Source organism: Streptomyces sp. NPDC050617, from assembly GCF_040654795.1.
Taxonomy (GTDB): domain Bacteria; phylum Actinomycetota; class Actinomycetes; order Streptomycetales; family Streptomycetaceae; genus Streptomyces.
On record NZ_JBFAIS010000035.1, the window covers coordinates 44857 to 64105 of the forward strand.

The 19249-nt window shown below is 73.5% G+C and carries 12 protein-coding genes; 3 read left to right on the plus strand and 9 right to left on the minus strand.

What is annotated here, in order from left to right:
* Positions 1-2: 2 nt before the first annotated feature.
* From AB0I49_RS33315 to AB0I49_RS33350, 8 genes are all read right to left on the minus strand, one after another.
* Complete coding sequence (locus AB0I49_RS33315) at positions 3-1655, minus strand: amino acid adenylation domain-containing protein (RefSeq protein ID WP_363230923.1); 1653 nt, start codon at positions 1653-1655, stop codon at positions 3-5.
* Positions 1656-1721: 66 nt separating this feature from the next.
* Positions 1722-1910 (minus strand): MbtH family protein, encoded by a 189-nt coding sequence (locus AB0I49_RS33320; protein ID WP_363230924.1) that lies wholly within the window; start codon positions 1908-1910, stop codon positions 1722-1724.
* The gene (locus AB0I49_RS33325; RefSeq protein ID WP_363230925.1) at positions 1897-2760 is read right to left on the minus strand and encodes an alpha/beta fold hydrolase; all 864 of its coding nucleotides are present in this window, start codon (positions 2758-2760) and stop codon (positions 1897-1899) included. Before AB0I49_RS33325 ends, AB0I49_RS33320 begins: the two co-directional genes overlap by 14 nt.
* Entirely contained in the window at positions 2757-6194 is a 3438-nt protein-coding gene (locus AB0I49_RS33330) for an amino acid adenylation domain-containing protein (RefSeq protein ID WP_363230926.1), read from the minus strand. Before AB0I49_RS33330 ends, AB0I49_RS33325 begins: the two co-directional genes overlap by 4 nt.
* Entirely contained in the window at positions 6191-8923 is a 2733-nt protein-coding gene (locus AB0I49_RS33335; RefSeq protein ID WP_363230927.1) for a beta-ketoacyl synthase N-terminal-like domain-containing protein, read from the minus strand. Before AB0I49_RS33335 ends, AB0I49_RS33330 begins: the two co-directional genes overlap by 4 nt.
* Positions 8920-12246 (minus strand): amino acid adenylation domain-containing protein, encoded by a 3327-nt coding sequence (locus AB0I49_RS33340; RefSeq protein WP_363230928.1) that lies wholly within the window; start codon positions 12244-12246, stop codon positions 8920-8922. Before AB0I49_RS33340 ends, AB0I49_RS33335 begins: the two co-directional genes overlap by 4 nt.
* On the minus strand, positions 12243-12578 hold the full coding sequence (locus AB0I49_RS33345; RefSeq protein ID WP_363230929.1) for a phosphopantetheine-binding protein: 336 nt from the start codon (positions 12576-12578) through the stop codon (positions 12243-12245). Before AB0I49_RS33345 ends, AB0I49_RS33340 begins: the two co-directional genes overlap by 4 nt.
* Positions 12579-12893: 315 nt before the next feature.
* Positions 12894-14039 (minus strand): serine hydrolase domain-containing protein, encoded by a 1146-nt coding sequence (locus tag AB0I49_RS33350; protein ID WP_363230930.1) that lies wholly within the window; start codon positions 14037-14039, stop codon positions 12894-12896.
* Positions 14040-14287: 248 nt separating this feature from the next.
* On the opposite strand from AB0I49_RS33350, the gene AB0I49_RS33355 reads away from it, so the two are divergent.
* Positions 14288-15229, plus strand: coding sequence for an AraC family transcriptional regulator (locus AB0I49_RS33355; protein WP_363230931.1), 942 nt, complete (start codon positions 14288-14290; stop codon positions 15227-15229).
* 9 nt (positions 15230-15238) lie between these two features.
* The gene (locus tag AB0I49_RS33360) at positions 15239-15715 is read left to right on the plus strand and encodes an SRPBCC family protein (protein WP_363230932.1); all 477 of its coding nucleotides are present in this window, start codon (positions 15239-15241) and stop codon (positions 15713-15715) included.
* 95 nt (positions 15716-15810) lie between these two features.
* On the opposite strand, the gene AB0I49_RS33365 is transcribed toward AB0I49_RS33360, so the two are convergent.
* On the minus strand, positions 15811-17391 hold the full coding sequence (locus tag AB0I49_RS33365) for a GMC family oxidoreductase N-terminal domain-containing protein (protein ID WP_363230933.1): 1581 nt from the start codon (positions 17389-17391) through the stop codon (positions 15811-15813).
* Positions 17392-17673: 282 nt separating this feature from the next.
* Here AB0I49_RS33365 and argG point away from each other — a divergent pair, with 282 nt between their 5' ends.
* Positions 17674-19128 (plus strand): argininosuccinate synthase, encoded by a 1455-nt coding sequence (argG, locus tag AB0I49_RS33370; RefSeq protein ID WP_363230934.1) that lies wholly within the window; start codon positions 17674-17676, stop codon positions 19126-19128.
* Positions 19129-19249: the final 121 nt, after the last annotated feature.

Below are 19249 nucleotides of genomic sequence, written 5' to 3' on the forward strand. Positions count from 1 at the left end.
GGTCATGACGCTTGCGCGGTGAGCGCGCGCTTGTCGGTCTTGCCCGACGGGGTCAGCGGCAGCGCGGGCACCCGCACGAAGCGGCGGGGCACCATATGAGCGGGCAGCGACTCCCTGGCGCGGGCCGTGAGCCGTTCGGCCAGCACATCCTGCCCGCCGCTCCCGCCGTCGCCGTCGCCCTCGGCTTCGCGGTCGTCGGCGCCGGGGACCGGCGCGTAGAACGCCGTGAGCATGCGCTCGCCGATGCGGCTGGTGACCGCGAGGACCACGAGGTCCTGCACGCCCTCGGTGCCGTGCAGCGCGCTCTCGATCTCGCCGGTCTCGATGCGGTACCCGTTGATCTTCACCTGGTCGTCGGCCCGCCCCGCGAACTCCCAGGTGCCGTCCGGCAGGGCCACGGCCAGATCGCCGCTGCGGTAGTAGCGCCGGAACTCGCCCGTTCCCGCGAGGTCCAGGAGGGGGTACCGCTCCGCGGTCAGCTCCGGACGGCCGAGGTAGCCGATGGCCAACTGCGGTCCGGCCAGGCAGAGTTCTCCGATACGGCCGGGTGGGGTGTGACCGCCCCACTCGTCGAGCAGCACCACCTCGAACCCGTCGAGCGGGCGACCGATGTTCAGCTCGGGGTCGGGGATCACGCGCGCCGCCGTGGAACCGTCCGCCGACGCGTCGCGGGCCCCCTCCGGCAGCGCGTCGATCTCGCTCTCGGGCAGCCGCCGACAGGTCGCGAGGACGGTGGTCTCGGTGATGCCGTACGAGTTGAAGAAGTCGGTCCCCGTGCCGTGCACGCGGCGCCAGGCGCGTACCGCCTCCAGGTCCACCGCCTCACCGCCGAAGTTGATGTAACGCAGCGCCAGGTCCGGCCGCTCGCCCGTCTCCTCAACCCGGGCCACCGCCGACCGCGAGAGGTAGCGGAACACCGAGGGAACCTGGTTGAGGACGGTGACGCGCTCGGCGACGACGAGGTCGAGCATCGCGTCGGGCGAGCGGGCTACCTCGGTCGGCACCACGACCAGCCGGGCGCCGTGGGCGAGCGCGCCCCACATCTCCCATACGGAGAAGTCGAAGCACGGGGAGTGGAACAGCGTCCACACATCGTCGCCGCGCAGGTCGAATACCTGGTCGCAGGCGTCGAGCAGCGCCGTGACGTTGCGGTGGGAGACCACGACGCCCTTGGGGTCGCCGCTCGACCCGGACGTGTAGATCACGTAGGCCGGCGCGTCCGGGGCCGATTCCGCCGCCGGCTGCCCGGCCTGCGGCTCGGGAGCCCGCCGGCGGGCTTCCTCGACGTCGATGACGGTGGCGTCCGGCAGTACCGCCGAGGCGTCCTGATCGGCCACCACCAGATCGAGGGACGCGTCGCGCGCCATGTACCGCACCCGCTCCGGCGGATAGGCCGGGTCCAGCGGTACGTACGAGCAGCCGGCCTTCAGGACCGCGATGGCGGCGGCCACCACGTTGTTGCCGCGCCGCAGAAACAGCCCTATCCGGGCGCCGGGGGCGGGCCGCTGCCGGGCGATCGCAGCTGCCAAGCGATCCGACAGGTCATTGAGTTGTCGGTACGTCAGGGATTCCCGACCGTCCGTCACGGCTTGCGCGTCGGGGGTGCGCGCGGCCTGTTCCTCGAATATGCGATGCAGAGTGAGCTGTGCGAACACGTGCTGCTTTCCTCCTCGTTACGGACTCACTGCGGCTCGTTACGGCCCGGTGCGCTGATCCGACGGCTATGCGCGCAGGCTCAGGGGCCGCAGGTCGGTCCACACGGCGGTGATGTGGGACAGGCACTCGCTCTTGGAGCCGGACACGCCCACGGGCTCCCAGCCGTCGGGGGCCGCGCGGTCCTCGGGCCAGACGGAGTACTGGTCCTCGTGATTGCGGACCACGGCGTACCGGCGGTCGTCATCCTCGAACATGGGAAACGCGGTCCTCTCTGCTGAGCCGGGCGCCGGGTGCGGCGGCGCCGGTGTCTGTCCGTACGAGCGGGCCGGGCTGTTCCGGCCCTTCGGGTCCGGCGGTCCCGGCGAGTCCGAGCAGCGTGCCGCGCATCCGCGACAGCATCCCCGCTCCCTCGGGCGCCGTGAGGAAGAAGTGGTCACCGGGCGACTGGAGATGCGTGAAGCCGCCGGTGGTGAGCGGCTCCCAGGCCGCCACCTCGGCCTCGGACACGATGGTGTCCGCCGTGCCGCCGAACGCGCTGACGGGGATGGTCAGGGGCGGCCGCTCGCGGTACGCGTAGGTGTAGTCCAGTTCGAAGTCGGCGCGCAGGGCGGGCAGCGCCAGCGCTCTGATCTCCGGCCGGGCCAGCACCGCCGGTGACGTGCCGCCGAGCCGGTCGATGAAGGCGAGCAGGTCATGGTCCGTCAGGTCGTGTACGGACACGCGGGCGCTCCCCAGGTGAGGGGCCTTGTGCGCGGCCACCATGAGGGCGGCCGGGCAGCCACCGGGCAGGTCCCGCAGCCGGGCGGCCACCTCGTACGCGACGAGGGCGCCGAGGCTGTGCCCGAACAGGACGAGGGGGCGGTCGCACTCGGCGCGCACCACCTCGGCCAGCGCGTCGGCCAGGGGCTCCATGCGACGGTACGGCGGTTCACGCAACCTGCCGCCGCGTCCCGGCAGTTGGACGGCGCAGACCTCCACGTCCGAGGAGAACGCCGTCGACCACGGGTAGTACATGGATGCCGAGCTGCCCGCCCCCGGCAGGCACACCAGGCGCACCTTCGCGTCCGGGCGCGGCGGGAAGCGCAGCAGCCAGGGGCTCTTCACCGGACCTCCCGGGTGTCGGCCGCCGCGGAGTTCCGGTGGAGCGCGAGCGGAGCGGACTGCCGTATGTGGTCGGCGAGTTCACTGATCGTCGGGTGGTGGAAGACATCGCCGACGCGCAGGACGATCCCGGCCTCGCGGGCCCGGTGCACCATCTGGATGCTCTTGAGCGAGTCGCCGCCGACGGCGAAGAAGTCCTCGTCGACGTCGTCCTGCGGGCGGCCCAGCACCTGCGTCCAGATGTCGGCGAGCGTCCGCTCGACAGCGTCCCGGGGGCCCACGCGATCGTGCGCGGGGGTCGCGGCGGGCGCCGGCAGGGCCGCGCGGTCGACCTTGCCGCTCGCGTTGAGCGGCAGGGCGGGCAGGACCACGAGGTGGGCCGGGACCATGTAGCCGGGCAGCCGGTCGCGCAGGTCGGCGCGGAGCGCCGCCACGAAGGCTTCGTCGTCGCCCGAGCCGAAGCCGTCGCCCGAGCCGGAGCCGTCTCCAGCACCCGAGCCATCGCCCATGCCGAAGCCGTCTCCACCGCCGAAGCCATCGCTCACACCGGAGCCGTCGCCGGAGCCGTCCGCCGACGCCGCCCCCCGCCGTACGAGGTAGCCGACGAGTTCGGCCCCGGCGGCGCCCTCCGGGGCAGCCGTGGCGATCACGACCGCTTCCCGTACGCCCGGGTGGGCGCGGAGCACGTTCTCGATCTCGCCGGGCTCGACGCGCACGCCCCGCACCTTGACCTGGTGGTCGTTGCGGCCCAGGAAGTCCAGGCTCCCGTCGGCGCGCCAGCGCACCAGGTCGCCCGTGCGGTACAGACGCGCCCCCGGCGTCGCCGCGTAGGGATGCGGTACGAACCGGTCGGCGGTCAGGGCCGGCTGCCCCAGATAACCGCGGGCGAGCACCTCGCCGCCCAGGTACAGCTCGCCGGGCACGCCCACCGGAACCGGCCGCAGCTCGCGGTCGAGCACGTACGTCTCGGCCCCCGCGACGGGCCGCCCGATGGGGACCCGTACGTCCTCGGCGAGCTCCGCGCCCGCGGCCGGGGCCGCGCACTGCCACTCGGTCACCTCGACCGACGCCTCCGTGGGCCCGTACGCATTGTACAGCAGCATCGGAAGCCGCGCGAGGGCGCGGTCGTGTGTCGTACGGGGCAGTTCCTGGCCGCTGCAGAGCACGCGCCGCAGCGACGCGCAGCGGTCGAGGCCGGGCTCGTCGAGGAAGGCTTCCAGCAGCGGCGGCACGAAGTGCGCGGTGGTCACCCGCTCCCGCTGGATCAGCTCGACGAGGTAGGCGGGGTCGCGGTGCCCGCCCGGCGCGGCCACGACGAGGGTCGCGCCCGTCGTCAGCGGCCACAGCAGCTCCGTCACGGAGACGTCGAAGGTGCAGGGCGTCTTGTGCAGCACCCGGTCCGAGGGGCCGAGGCCGTGGGTGGCCTGGATGGAGCGGACGCGGTTGGCCAGGCCCCGGTGCGGGACGCCCACCGCTTTGGGCGCGCCCGTGGATCCGGAGGTGTGGATGACGTACGCGAGGTGATCGGGCCCGACGGGGCCGGCCGCCAGCGGCGTACCGTCCTGCGGCCCGCCCTGCGGACCGTCCTGCGATCCGCGCGTCCAGGCGAACGCGTCCACGGCCGTGACGGGCGCTCCGGCGTCGGCGAGGAGCGGCGCGAGCTCGCCGGTGGTGAGGAGGTGTGCCGCGCCGACCGCGCGCAGCATCTGTACGAGCCGGGCGGGCGGGTCCTCCGGGGACAGCGGCAGATAGGCGCTCCCGGCGGCCAGGACCGCCAGGGCGGATGTCACCAGGCCGGTGCCGCGCGGCAGGCAGACGGCGACGGGGGTGTCCGATCCCGCGCCGCGCTCCACCAGATGGCGGGCCAACTGCACCGCCCTACAGGCGAGTTCCGCGTAGCTCAGCCGGTCCCCTTCGAAGACGACCGCGGTGGCGTCGGGGGTGCGCCGCGCCTGCTGGTCGATCGCCTCGTGCACCGGACCGTCCCAGGCGTACGCGGCCGGACCCCGGCTCCACTGCCCGAGCAGCAGACCGGCCTCCTCCTCGTCCGTCAGGGAGAACCGGGACAGCGGCGTTCCGGGGTCGTCGAGCGCGGTGCGCAGGACGTGCCGGTACTGCCGGGCGATGCGCCGCACGGCTTCCGCGTCGAAGAGTTCGGTGCGGTAGCGGAAGATGCAGTCCGCGCCGTCGTCGTGCGGGCGGATCTCCAGCCAGAGGTCCGTGAAGGTGGTCCGCGGGCTCACGGGGAAGACGTCCGCGTCCACTCCGGCCAGGTCGGGCGTGGTCAGCGGCTGCTGTACCGCGAACATCGCCTGGAACAGCGGGTCGTGGCTCCGTTCGCGCTCCGGGCCCAGCTCCGTCACGATCCGCTCCAGCGGCACGTCCTGGCGGGGGAAGGCGTCCAGCGCGGCGCGCCGGACGCGGCGCAGCACCTCTTCGAAGGCGGGGTCGCCGGTCAGGTCGACGCGCAGCGGGAGGGTGTTGACGAACATGCCGATCAGCGGGGTGAGTTCGGAGCGGGCGCGCCCGGCGCTGGGGCTGCCGACGACGAGGTCCTCGGCGCCCGAGAGCCGGGAGAGCTGGAGCGCGAACACCGACAGCAGCACCATGAACGGCGTGGCCTTGTTGCGCTGCGCGGCGGTCCGTACCGCCTGCCAGGTCTCGTGACCGATCGTCATGGTGTGCGACGCCCCGTCGAATCCCTGCACGGCGGGGCGCGGGTAGGTGGTGGGGATCTCCAGCAGCGCGGGCGCGTCGGCCAGCCGGGTCCGCCAGTGGTCGAGTGCCTTCTCGGCCTCGGGTCCGGCGAGTTCGCGGTGCTGGCGGGCGGCGTAGTCGCCGAACTGGAGGGGCAGCGGCGCCAGGACCGGTTCGCGTCCGGCCGTTCGGGCCGCGTACAGCTCGGACAGCTCCTCGAAGAGGCGGGCCATGGACCAGCCGTCGCAGATGGTGTGGTGGCAGATGACGGCCAGGGCGTGGTCCCGCTCGCCGAGGCGTACTGCCAGGGTCTTGATGAGCGGCCCCCGCGCGAGGTCGAAGACCCGCTCGGTCTCCGCCTCGATGAGCGCGCGGGCCCGTTCGGTGCGCCCGGCCTCGGGTTCCCGCGTCAGGTCGGTGACGGACAGCGGGACCGTGAGGCCGGGTGCCACGTACTGCTGGGGCTCCCCCGCCGCGTCGGCCCGGAACACGGTGCGGAGCGCCTCGTGCCGGTCCACGATGCGGTTCAGGGACCAGTGCAGCGCCGGCAGGTCGAGTTCCCCGCGCAGCCGCAGGGCCGCGACCAGGTTGTAGGCGCTGTTGCCGGAGTCGAGCTGGTCGAGGAACCACAGCCGCCGCTGGGCGAAGGACGCGGGCAGGAGCTTCCCCGCGCGCGGGCCGTCCGCGCGTGCCTCGGATGCGGTGGGATCCGCCTGCTGGAGGATGGCCTGGTCGGTCATGCGAGCCCCCCGGCTTCGCCGCCGCCGCTCGCCTTCGCCGCCGCGTCGGCGGCGGCGAGGAGCTCCTCGACGGCGCGGGCGAGCCCGCCGACCGTCGGGGTCTCGAACACGTCCTCCAGCGGCAGGGCCACGCCGAAGGAGTTCTCGATGAGGGAGACGAGTTCGACGGCCGCGAGCGAGTCCCCGCCGTGCTCGAAGAAGTCCGGGTCGGTGACGTCCTCGGCGACGCCGAGGACCTGGCGGAAGAGGACGAGCAGGGCGGCGTCCACGTCCGCCGGGCCGTCCGCCGCGGGGTCGGCGGCGGGCGCGGCCGGGGCGTCCGAAACGCTTTCCGCCCTGGTCGCCGGCGCGGGCCGCACCAGGTGGGTCCGGCGCTCGAAGGGGTACGTGGGCAGCGGCACGCGGCGTCGGTCCGTACCGTCGTGCAGGCGGTCCCAGTCGATCGCCGTCCCGCCTCGCCACGCGCGGCCCACGGTGTCGAGCAGCGCGGCGAGGACGTTGCCGCCCTGCTGCTTCGGTCCGATCTCCACGAGGAGCCGGCCGTCTCCGCTCGGGGCCGTGGGGGTGTCGCCGCCCGCCGGCAGCCGTTCCCAGAAGCCGGGGTCGGCGGCTTCTCGCGGCATGACGGGCAGTCGGGAGGCGGGGTGCAGCCAGCTGACCTGCGGGGTCCGCCATTGGGCCGATTCGACCGCGTGGCGCAGGGCGGTCCCGCCCCGTGCCGTCGCCGCGGCGACGGCCAGTGCGTCGGCGAGCGGCACCGCTCCGGCCACGGTCGCGGCGGCCAGTGCGCCCATGCCGCTTCCCGTCACGGTCGCGGGGGTGACGCCGCAGTCCATGAGGGAGCGGGCGAGCGCGTACTCGACGGCGAAGCCGGTCACGTACTCCAGCTCCGGGGTCGGCGCGGCGTCGGGCTCGGTGTCCGTACGCGGCGTCAGCGCCCGCCGCGCGGCGGGGCCGAGGGACGCGGGCAGCGCCTGGCAGCACGCGTCGACCGCGTCCCGGAAGGCGGGGAGGGCCGCGTACAGGGGGCGGGCGTCACGGACGTACCGCGCGCCGCCGCCCGGGAGGGAGAAGTCGGCCGGAAGTTCACCGGCGGCGTCGCCGGTCGGTACGGCCGGGGCCGACAGCGCCTCGACCGCCTCCGCGTGGTCCGAGCAGACGACGTACCGGCGGTGTTCGAACGCGTGCCGGCCGACCTGGAGCGTCCGGGCGACGGCGGCGAGCGGCAGGTCGGGCTGGCGCCGCAGGTGTTCGGCCAGCCGCTCGGCGGCGGCGTCGAGCGCGGCGGGCGTCCGCGCCGAGAGGACGAGCAAGTGCGCGCCTTCCACGGCGAGTTGTGCGGCGGGCGCGGGAACGGGCGCCTCTTCCAGCACGACATGGGCGTTGGTGCCGCCGATGCCGAAGGAGCTGACGCCGGCGCGGCGCGGGAGCCGGGTGGTCTCCCACTTCCGGGTGCGGGTGGTGACGCTGAAGGGGCTGCTCGCGAAGTCGATGGCGGGGTTCGGCGCGGTGAAGTGCAGGGTGGCCGGGAGCGTGCGGTCCTCCAGGGCCAGCACGGTCTTGATGAGGCTCGCGACTCCGGCGGCGGTGTCGGTGTGCCCGATGTTCGTCTTGACCGAGCCCAGCCCCACGGTCCCGTCCGCGGCCGTCTCGTCCTCGGCGTACCCCTCGCGGAACGCCTGGGTCAGCGCGGTGACCTCGATGGGGTCGCCGACGGGGGTGCCCGTGCCGTGCGCTTCGACGTACGAGATGTCGGCGGGGTACACGTCGGCGGCGATGTGCGCCCGGCGGATGGCCTCCGCCTGGCCGCGTACGCCGGGGGCTGTGTAGCCCGCGCGCTCGCGCCCGTCGTTGGTGACGGCGGAGCCGCGGAGCACCGCGTGCACGTGGTCACCGTCCTCGATCGCGTCCCGCAGCCGCCGCAGGACGACGATCCCGGCGCCGTCGCCGCCGACGATGCCCCGCGCGTCGGCGGAGAACGTGCGGCAGTAGCCGTCGGCCGACAGGGTGCCGCCCTCGCGGTGGGGGTAGCCGAGGAGCGGGGCCCGTACGGTGACGCCGCCGGCCAGCGCCGTGTCGCACTCTCCCGCCAGCAGCGCCCGGCTCGCCTCGTGCACGGCGACCAGGGACGTCGAGCACGCGGTCATGACGGCGATGCTCGGGCCGGTGAGGCCGAGGAGGTACGACACGCGGGTGCACAGGTGCTCGGGGTCGTTGGCGAGGCTGAGGGCGAGGTCGTCGACGCCGGGGAAGCGGTCGGGCCGGGACCGTACGACGGAGGCGTAGCCGTTGCGGCCGGCCCCGGCGAACAGGCCCGTGGCGCCCGGCACCGCGCGCGGGTCGTACCCCGCCCGCTCCAGCGCCTCCCACGCGCATTCCAGGAAGATCCGGTGCTGGGGGTTGAGCAGGTCGGCGTCGCGGCCGGTGATGCCGAAGAACTCGGCGTCGAAGTCGCCGATGTTCTCCACGGCGCCGTGCCGTCGTACGTAGCGCGGGTCCTTGGTCCGCTCGGGGTCCTCGCCCCATTCCGCGAGTTCCGCGTCGGTCAGGGTCCGTACGCCGTCGACGCCGTTCACGACGTTGTGCCAGTACTCCTCCGGGGTCGTGGCTCCGGGGAAGCGGCAGGCCATGCCGACGACGGCTATGCGGGTGTCGTCGTCCTCGGCGAGGCGGTCGCTCGCATCGGGCCCGGCGTCGGGGTCGAGGTCGTTGATGTGCTCGGCGGTCACTGTCGTTCAGCCCTTCCGTGGGAGGTCCGCGTCCGCATGGCCGTCAGCCGGGCCGCGCCGCGGCGGCGTCCGGCGGTGCGCGCCTCGCCGCCGGCCCGGGCCGGGGTCTCGGCGCCGGTACGGGGCGGGGGCGGGGTTTCGGCGCCGGTCAGCTGCCGGGCGAGGGCGGCGATGGTCGGGTACGCGTAGAGGTCGGCGATCCGTACGGGGCCGCCCAGTTCCTCGGCGAGCCGGTCGCGGACCGACGCCAGCAGCAGCGAATGGCCGCCAACGTCGAAGAAGTTGTCGTCGGTCCCGAAGGAGTCGTGGCCGAGCGCCGCCGCCCATACGGCGCTGATGCGGCGCTCCAGGGGCGCTTCGGCGCGGCGGCGGGAGGCGGGCGGCGCGGCGAGTTCCAGGGCGTCCTGGGGCAGCGCCGTCCGGTCGATCTTGCCGTTGGGGGTGAGCGGCAGCGACGGCAGGGCGAGGTATCGGCGCGGGTGCATGTGGCGGGGCAGGCGCCGTGCCATGTGGTCGTGGAGCCCGGCGAGTTCGGGGGCCGGGGAGCCGTCGGCGGCCACCAGGTAGGCGACGAGTTCCGTGCCGGGGGACGCGTCCGGGGAGGCGGCGATCACGGCCGCTTCCCGTACGCCGGGGTGGGCGCGGAGCACGTTCTCGATCTCGCCGAGTTCGATGCGTACGCCCCGGATCTTGACCTGGTGGTCGTTGCGGCCCAGGAAGTCCAGGCTCCCGTCGGTCCGCCAGCGCACCAGGTCGCCCGTGCGGTACAAGCGTGCGCCCGGCGTCGTCGCGTAGGGATGCGGTACGAACCGGTCGGCGGTCAGGGCCGGCTGGCCGAGGTAGCCGCGGGCCAGGCCCGCGCCGCCCAGGTACAGCTCGCCGGGCACGCCCACCGGAACCGGCCGCAGCTCGGCGTCGAAGACGTACGCCTCGGTGCCGGCGACCGGCCGTCCGATGCCGGGGAGCGCTCCGCGCGCCTCGCCGGCCGCCGCTTCCCCGCCCGCCGCCGTGACCGCTCCCGAGGCGGCGATGACCGTGTTCTCGGTGGGGCCATAGTTGTTGACGAGTCGGAAGGGCAGCGGGTGGTCGCCGGTTCCATGCAGCCGGTCGCCGCCGGTGTGCACGGTCCGCAGCGCCGAACCGGCGGGCCACGGGGTGCCGATCATCCGCTCCAGGAGCGGCGTCGGCAGGAAGGCGCTGGTGACCCCGTGTTCGGCGAGCCAGGCGCGGAGCGCGGACGGGTCCGGCACGGTCTCGGCGTCGGGTATCTCCAGGGTGGCGCCGGCGGTCAGGGCCGACCAGACCTCCCAGACGGAGGCGTCGAATCCGGGGGCGGCGATGAGCGTGCCGCGGTCGCCGGGTCCGAGGCCGAACTCCTCGCGGCTCCAGGTCACGAGGTTGGCGAGCGCGCGGTGCTCGACCATCACGCCCTTGGGGCGGCCGGTCGAGCCGGAGGTGTACATGACGTAGGCGAGATCGGCGGGCCCGGTCGGCGGGGCGGGCGGCGCCGCCGCTGCCGGGACGCGGACGCCGTCGAGGGTGAGGATGCCCGTACTCCTCGCGCCGCTGCCGCCGGCGAGCTCCCCGGCGTGCTCGGCGTCGGTCAGGGCGAGCAGCGGACGCGCCTCGTCGAGGATGGCGGCGAGCCGGGAGGCGGGGTGCGCGGGGTCGAGGGAGATGTACGCGGCGCCGCACTTGAGGACGGCCAATTGCGCGGTCACGAGCTCCGCGCCGCGCGGCAGGCAGACCGCCACGAGGGCGCCCGGTCCGGCGCCCGCCGCCAGCAGCCCGGCCGCTGTCTCGTCGGCGGCGCGGTCGAGCCCGGCGTAGGTGAGGGAGCCCTCGGCGGTCCGTACGGCGACGGCGTCGGGGCGGGCGCGGACCTGGTGCGCGAAGAGCTGGTCGACGCGCTCCCCCGTGGCCTCGCGCGCGCTGTCGGCCGCGCCGGACCAGTCGGTGAGCAGCGTCCGCTCCTCGTCGGCACCGAGCACGGGCAGCCGCCCGATCGGGCTCTCCGGCGCGGCGAGCGCGGCGGTCAGCAGGCGTACGTACCGCTGTCCGGTCAGCTCGGCGGTGCGGCCGTCGAAGACGTCCGTCTGGTAGCCCACCCATGCCTCGGCGCCGCCCTGCCGGCGCCACGCGAGGTGCAGCGCCATCTCGTACTTGGCGGTCTCCATCGGCAGCGGCAGCGGGGAGGAGTCGAGGCCGGGGAGGAGCGCGCCCGATTCGGGCAGGTCCTCGTAGGTGACCACGGTCTGGAACAGCGGGTGCCGGGACGTCGAGCGGTCCGGCTGCAGCTCCTCGACGAGCAGTTGGAAGGGCAGGTCCTGGTACTCGTGGCCGGCGAGGAAGGTGTCGCGCACCTGCTGTACGAGCGTGCTGAAGGCGGTGTCCGGCGCGCAGCGCACGCGCAGCGGCAGCATGTTCACGAACAGCCCGACGGTCCCCTCGACCTCCAGCTCCGTGCGGCCGCTCACCGGCACCCCGATGACCACGTCGGGCGTCGAGGCCATCCGGGACATCAGGACCGCGTAGGCGGCCAGCAGGGTGATGAACCGGGTGGAGCGGCAGCGGGAGGCGACGGCTTCGAGCCGCTGCCCGAGCCCGGACGGGACGGCGAACGGGCGGCCCTCGCCGTCGAAGCTCTGCGTCGCGGGGTGCGGCCGGTCGGTCGGCAGGGGCAGTTTGAGCTGCGCGCCGTCGAGTTCGGAGCGCCAGTAGTCCAGCGCCTCGCGGCTGCGCGGCCCGTCGAGGAGCCGCCGCTCGGCGGCCACGTACTCCTGGTACGAGCGTCCGGGCGCGGGGAGCGGGTCGGCGGCGGCGTCGCCCCCGTCCAGCGCGGCCTGGTACAGGGCGGACAGCTCGCGGTCGAGGACGCCGAGGGACCAGCCGTCGACCACGATGTGGTGGAAGGCGAGGACCAGCGCGTGGTCGTCGTCGGCGAGCCGGATCAGGTCCGCCCGGAACACGGGGCCGTCGGTCAGGTCGAAGGGGGCGAGGGCGGCGCGGGCCACGGCCTCGTGCATGGCGGCTTCCCGCGTCGCGGCGGGCGACCGGCTCAGGTCGGTCAGGGCCAGCGGCACGCTCCCCCGCGGGGCGATCCGCAGCACGGGCGCGCCGTCCACGGTGGGGAAGGAGGCGCGCAGCACGTCGTGCCGCGCGACCAGCCGGTCGAGGGCCCGCTGAAGGGCGGGTACGTCCAGAGGTCCGCGCAGGCGCGTGGCGCGCGGCACGTTGTACTCGTTGCCGTCGGGCCGTAACTGCCAGAGGAACCAGAGGCGTTGCTGGGCGGAGGAGAGCGCCGAGAGCGCTTCGGCGCTCATGTGGCGGCGCCGTTCTCGGGGGCGAGCGCGGCGGGGGCCTGCTCGTCGTGCCCCAGCTTCCGCAGCACGAATTCGGTGAGGTCGTCGACGGTGGGCCGCTCGAAGAAATCGGCCATCGGGACCTCGACGCGCAGCGTGCGCGAGATGCGGGCGATGGCCTGCGACGCCGTCAGCGAATGCCCGCCGAGCTCGAAGAAATTGTCGCCGTCGCCGAGTTCTTCGAGGCGGAGGACCTCTTTCCAGATCCGTCCGATCGTATTGCGCACGTCGTCGCGTGAGATGTGTTGCGTTGGCCGTGAGATGTGTTGCGTTGGCTCGGCCTCGGAAACCATGATGGCAAGACCCCTTCCGGCCCTGGCGGGTGCGGTGGTTTCCCGGCGTAGCGCGCGAAACCTCTGTCCTCGCCACAAGATGCAGGTCGGCGGGGAGGGGAGCCAAGCGGGGTACCCGAAGGGGAAGCGGCCGTTGCACTGTTGGGCAGTGAGGGGCCCGCCGGTCGGCGGCCCCCTCACTCGCTCCCGCTCGACGGCGGGATTCAGGAATCGGGAATCAGGGATTGGGAATCAGGGATTGGGAATCAGGGATCGGGGATCGGGGATCGGGAACCGGGAATCAATGACTCAGCCGGCTCAGCCGGCTCAGCCGGCTCACAGCGCGGCGTAGACAGCGTCGATCAGGCCGGATTTCCTCGGGTCGTTCAGTACGTGATGGCCCATCGCATTCATGGCGTACCCCATGCTCAGCCCCGCCTCGGGATCGCACATCCCGAAGGAACCGCCGAATCCGTCGACCCCGAAGGCACGCGGGTTGGGCCCGTAATTCCCCTCCTCGCCGCTCGGGAGGACGCCCAGTCCGAACTCGGACTCGCGACCGAGCGGAACACCGATCACCAGGTCGAGGCAGCGCCCCTGCCCCTGCCGCGCGAGGTCCGTCTGCTCGGCGCCGATCACGGCGGACCGGCCGGCGTAGGCGCCGTAGAGCTGCGCCAGCGAGAGCGCGGTGGCGTGCCCGTTGGCGGCGGGGATCTCGGCGCGCCGCCACCGCGCGGTGTTCGCGGCGTCGGCGCCGACTCCGGGGTTGGCGAGCGCGGCGAGGGCGATGGGGCCCAGCTCCGCGAAGACCTTCTCCATCTCGCTGCCCGGTGGCGGCGGCGCCTGCACCAGCGTCGCGACGCGGTCGTCGTCCCGCTGGGCGAGCCCTACGTGGAAGTCCGCGCCGAGGGGTCCGGCCAGCTCGGCGCGGATGAACTCCCCGACGGTCCTGCCCGATACCCGCCTGATGACCTCGCCGACCAGGTGCCCGTACGTCAGGGCGTGGTAGCCGGATACGGTCCCCGGCTCCCACAGCGGCTCGGCGGCGGCCAGCCGGGACGTCATGGTGTCCCAGTCGCAGAGGTCCTCCACGGTGACCGGCTCCCGCAGCCCGGCGAGCCCGGCCCGGTGGCTGAGCAGATACCGCACGGGCAACTCCTCCTTGCCGCCCGCCGCGAACTCGGGCCAGTACCGCGCCACCGGGGCGTCCAGGTCGAGCAGCCCGCGCTCGGCCAGCAGATGCGCGGCGAGCGCGACGACGCCCTTGGTGGAGGACCACACGTTCACCAGCGTCGAAGCGCTCCACGGAACGCTCCGCCCCGGATCCGCGTACCCGCCCCACACATCCACGACCACGGCCCCGTCAACCATCACCGCCACCCGCGCCCCGAGCTCCACCCCCTCGGCGAAGTGCCGCTCGAACACCTCCCGTACACCGCCGAACGCCGCGTCGCACTTGCCGTCGATCTCTACGGAGGACATCAGGCACCACACTCCTCACCCACGAGCCATGGCCACATTCCCACGCAACGTAATCGCCCTCGGTCACCCCAACAAGGAGGCGGGAGACCCGGCCCCACCGCGCCCGGCCCCACCGCGCCCGAGCGCCCGCGCCGACGGGCGACGCCCACCGCATGGACCGCACGGACCGGCCCATGCCATCGCCGTCTCGTCGCCGTCTCATCGCCCTCTCATCGCCCTCTCATCGCCCCGGAGCCTAGGGTTGTGTGGTGATCGACACGGCTGACTTCGACCTGGCGCCGTACGCCGGGATCGGCGGAGACATCGACATGGACGCGCTCGTCCGGCGCACCTATTGCAGTTGGCAGGAGGCCGGCTGGCGGTCGCTGCTGGTGCAGCGGTTCGTTCACGCGCGGGAGGCGGAGGAGTTTCCGCTGCCGGGGGTGGACGATCTGCATCTCGTGCTCTGCACGGGCGGGGAGGCGGAGATGCGGGTCCGGGCCGGGGGGAGGGCGTCCCGGCGGCGGTGGACGGCCGGGCGGCTGGAGCTGGTCGTGCCGGGGCGCTCCACCGTGCGCAGTTATCGGGCCGAGTCGACGCTGCACACCGTCCAGGTGCACATTCCGCGGGCGACCGTGGAGCGGGCCGCGGCCGAGATGGCGGTGCCGGCGCCGGACTTCGAGGCGCTGGCCGCCGGGCTGGGAGCGGGCGACGCGCTGGTCGAGCAGGTCGTACGGGCGCTGCCGGCGGCCGGCGGCGCGGGCGACGTGTACGCGGAGTCTGCCGCCGCCTTCCTCACCGCGCATCTGCTGGCCCACGGCCGCGGCCAACGCCCGCCGGGGCCCGAACGCACCGCGGTCCACCGCGGCATCGCCGTCATGCGCGAGAACTTGGCCCATCCGCTGACGCTCGCCGACGTCGCCGCCGAGGCGAACCTGAGCGTGTACCACTTCATCCGCGTGTTCCGCGAAGCCACCGGCGAGACGCCGCACCGGTATCTCACCCGGCTCCGCATCGAGCAGGCGCGCCGGTTGCTCGACGGGACCGGCCTCACCATCGGGCAGATCGCCGAACGCTGCGGGTTCGCCGCCCCCGGCAGCCTGTCCTCGGCCTTCCTGGCGCACGTCGGCGTCCGGCCGTCGGTCTACCGCAGGAACGCGTCGACAGATCGGCAATTCCGCGCATGTCCCCCGCCCGCCGAACCGTCCTAGCGTGGGGCAATGCCCTACACGCCCTGCACCTATTCCGTGACCGCGCATTCGCCCGCGAAGCCCGCCGCCGTCTTCGGCGTCCTCGTCGACGCGGCCACCTGGCCGGCGTGGTCGGCGATCGACGCCGTGGAGGCCGCGGACGGCGGCGTCCCCGAAGGCCCCCAACAGGTCGGCGACGTGCGCGTCTTCCGCACCGGCAAGGCGATCGCCCACGAGCGCATCGTCGAACTCGTCGCCGACCGGCGGTTCGTGTACGAGAACGAGAGCGGACCCTTCCGGTCCTACCGGGGCACCGTCGAACTCGCCGGGACGCCGCAAGGCGGCACCGACATCACCTGGTCGGCGGTCTTCGAGCCGAAGCCGCGTTTCTCGGGGCCGTTCTGGCGGTGGTACCTGACGCGCTTCATGCAGCGGATGGTCAACGGCCTGGCCGCCTATGCCGATGGGGGCGGGGGCGGAGGCGGGGACGAGGCCGGACGCCCATGATCGGCCGGCCCACGCCCGTAATCCCGTAGCCCGTAATTCCGCAGCCCGCAGCCCGCAGCCCGCAGCCCGCAGCCCGCAGCCCGTAAAGGATCCTCTCAGCCGTGGTGCTCCTCCAGCATCATGCGCGCCGCCGTCTCCCCCACCACGACGCACGGAGCCGTCGTATTGGCGAGCGTGACGTGCGGCAGCACAGCGGCGTCCGCGACGCGCAGCCCGGTGACGCCGTGCACCCTCAGCTGTCCGTCCACCACCGCCTCGCCGTCCGTGCCCATCCGGGCGGTGCCGCACTGGTGCCAGAACGTCTCGACCGCGTTGCGCAGGAACATCTCGACGTCGGCCCGGGTCGAGGTGGCGGGCGCCGCCTCGCGCTTGAGGTACGGGGCGAACTCGGCCGAGTTCCCGATCTCACGGGCCATGGCTATGCAGGCCAGCGCGGAGGCCACGTCCTCGGGGTCGGAGAGGAAGCGCGTGTCGACACGCGGGGCCAGTGTCGGGTCCGTACCCGCGAGGGAGACCTGGCCCTTGCTGCGCTGCCGCATGCCGGGGAGGAAGGTGACCGCCCGTTCCGGCAGCGGGTACTGGGCGGCGCTCTCGGGGGACACCGAGCCCGTGGGCGAGAGGTAGAGGAAGAATTCCGGCGCACCGGGCCGCGTCTCGTCCTCCCAGAAGCAGACCGCCTGGCTGCGCGTGGGCGGCGGCATCGGGATGTCGTGGGTCTCCCATACGCAGCCGAAGCGGATGTGGTCGTCCAGGTTCCGGCCCACGCCGGGCAGGTGCTGGACGACCGGGATGCCGAACGAGCGCAGCGCGGTCTCGTCGCCGACGCCGGACCGCAGCAGGACGGCCGGGGTGTTGACCGCGCCGGTGCTGAGCACGACCTCGTGCGCGGCGCGGAACCGCGTGACGCGGCCCTCGCTCACCGCCTCCACACCGACGGCGTTCCGGCCGTCGAACAGCACGCGGGCGATCGTCGTGTGCCGCAGCACGGTGAGGTTCGGCCGGTCGAGGTGGCCGGCGAGGTAGGAGCGGTACGGGCTCCGGCGCTCCCCGTCCTCGATGTTCTCATCGCGTACGGCGCAGCCGCGGGCGTGCTCCATGAGAGCGCCGTTCGCGCTGTCGAAGCGGGGGATGCCCGCCGCCTCGGCGGCGTCGAGCATGGTGGAGAACAAGGGGTGCACGTCCTGCGAGGGCCGTACGCTCACGGGTCCGCCGGTACCGCGCCGGCCGGGGTCGGGGGCGCCGTTCCAGTCCTCGATGCCCCGGTAGGTCTCCAGTACGCCGCGGTATCCCCAGCGCTCGTCGTCGGCACGAGTCGCGTAACCGTCCCAGTCGGTCTGGTGGCCGCGCGCCCACACCCCGGCGTTGACGCTGCCGCCGCCGCCCAGTCCGCGCCCCATCGAGTAGGCGAGGCGGCGCCCGTTCAGCTGCGGGTTGGGCTCCGTCACGAACTGCCAGTCCCGCTCCGTACCGAAGTTGGCGGGCCACAGGTCGGGGTCGCGTACGAATTCCGAGTCGTCGTCGCCGCCGCTCTCCAGGAGCAGCACGGTGACGGCCGGGTCGGCCGAGAGTCGCGCCGCGACTACGGATCCCGCGGAACCCGCCCCGCACACGATGAAGTCGAAGGCCGCGCCGTCGCCGCTGATCGGCCCGGCCGCGGGCCCGTCGGTGTCATGCATGAGAAAGACCTCCCTGAGTCCGGCGTGCCGGTACGCACCGACACCGGCGGCCGCGCCCCGCGCCGCCGGTGAGTCCAACGCACCCCTGGTTGCACATTCATCCTATGGGCGGATGATCATGTGCCATGCGGCTGCCTGGGCACCGCGGTGGCGAGGCGACGAGGCGACGGTGGGGGCAGCTCCGGAAACCCCGCCGGTCACCGGCAGCGGCCGGACCCCTGCCCCACCCCCTGCCCCAACCAGAATTTTGAATGATCATGCGTAGTAGTGCATACTCTTCCTATGTCCAAGGTTCTCACCTCACTGCCCACAGGCGAACGCGTCGGCATCGCCTTCTCCGGCGGCCTCGACACCTCCGTCGCCGTCGCCTGGATGCGCGACAAGGGTGCCGTCCCCTGCACCTACACCGCCGACATCGGCCAGTACGACGAGCCCGACATCGCTTCGGTGCCCGGCCGCGCCAAGACCTACGGCGCCGAGATCGCGCGCCTGGTCGACTGCCGCGCCGCGCTGGTCGAGGAGGGCCTCGCCGCGCTCGCCTGCGGCGCCTTCCACATCCGCTCCGGCGGGCGCGCCTACTTCAACACCACGCCGCTCGGCCGCGCCGTCACCGGCACGCTCCTGGTGCGGGCGATGCTGGAGGACGACGTCCAGATCTGGGGCGACGGTTCGACGTTCAAGGGCAACGACATCGAGCGGTTCTACCGCTACGGCCTGCTCGCCAACCCCCAGCTGCGGATCTACAAGCCGTGGCTGGACGCGGACTTCGTGTCCGAGCTCGGCGGGCGCAAGGAGATGTCGGAGTGGCTGGTCGCCCACGACCTGCCCTACCGGGACAGCACCGAGAAGGCGTACTCCACCGACGCCAACATCTGGGGCGCCACGCACGAGGCCAAGACCCTGGAGCACCTGGACACGGGCGTCGAGACGGTCGACCCGATCATGGGTGTGAAGTTCTGGGACCCGTCCGTCGAGATCGCCGCCGAGGACGTGACGATCGGCTTCGACCAGGGCCGCCCCGTGACGATCAACGGCAAGGAGTTCGCCTCCGCCGTCGACCTGGTGATGGAGGCCAACGCCGTCGGCGGCCGTCACGGCATGGGCATGTCCGACCAGATCGAGAACCGGATCATCGAGGCCAAGAGCCGCGGCATCTACGAGGCCCCCGGCATGGCCCTGCTGCACGCCGCGTACGAGCGCCTCGTCAACGCGATCCACAACGAGGACACCCTCGCCCAGTACCACAACGAGGGCCGGCGCCTCGGCCGCCTCATGTACGAGGGCCGCTGGCTGGACCCGCAGGCCCTGATGGTGCGCGAGTCGCTCCAGCGCTGGGTCGGCGCGGCCGTCACCGGCGAGGTCACGCTGCGGCTGCGGCGCGGTGAGGACTACTCGATCCTCGACACGACCGGCCCCGCCTTCAGCTACCACCCCGACAAGCTGTCGATGGAGCGCACCGAGGACGCGGCGTTCGGCCCGGTGGACCGGATCGGCCAGCTCACCATGCGCAACCTCGACATCGCCGACTCGCGCGCCCGGCTGGAGCAGTACGCGGGTCTGGGCATGGTCGGCACCGGCCAGGCCGCGCTCGTCGGCGCCGCCCAGGCGGCCTCGACCGGACTGATCGGCGCGATGCCGCAGGGCGGGGCCGAGGCCATCGCCTCGCGCGGCGCGGTCTCCGGCGACGAGGAACTGGAACTCCTCGACCGCGCGGCGATGGAGTTCGGCACGGACTGAGCACAGCCGCCCGGGCACAGGGCTCGGGCACAGCCGCTCGGGCACAGAAGCAGACAGCAGCAACCGGCCTTGTGTGCGGACCGCGAACGGTCGGCGCACAAGGCCGGAGGCTTCGGCGCCC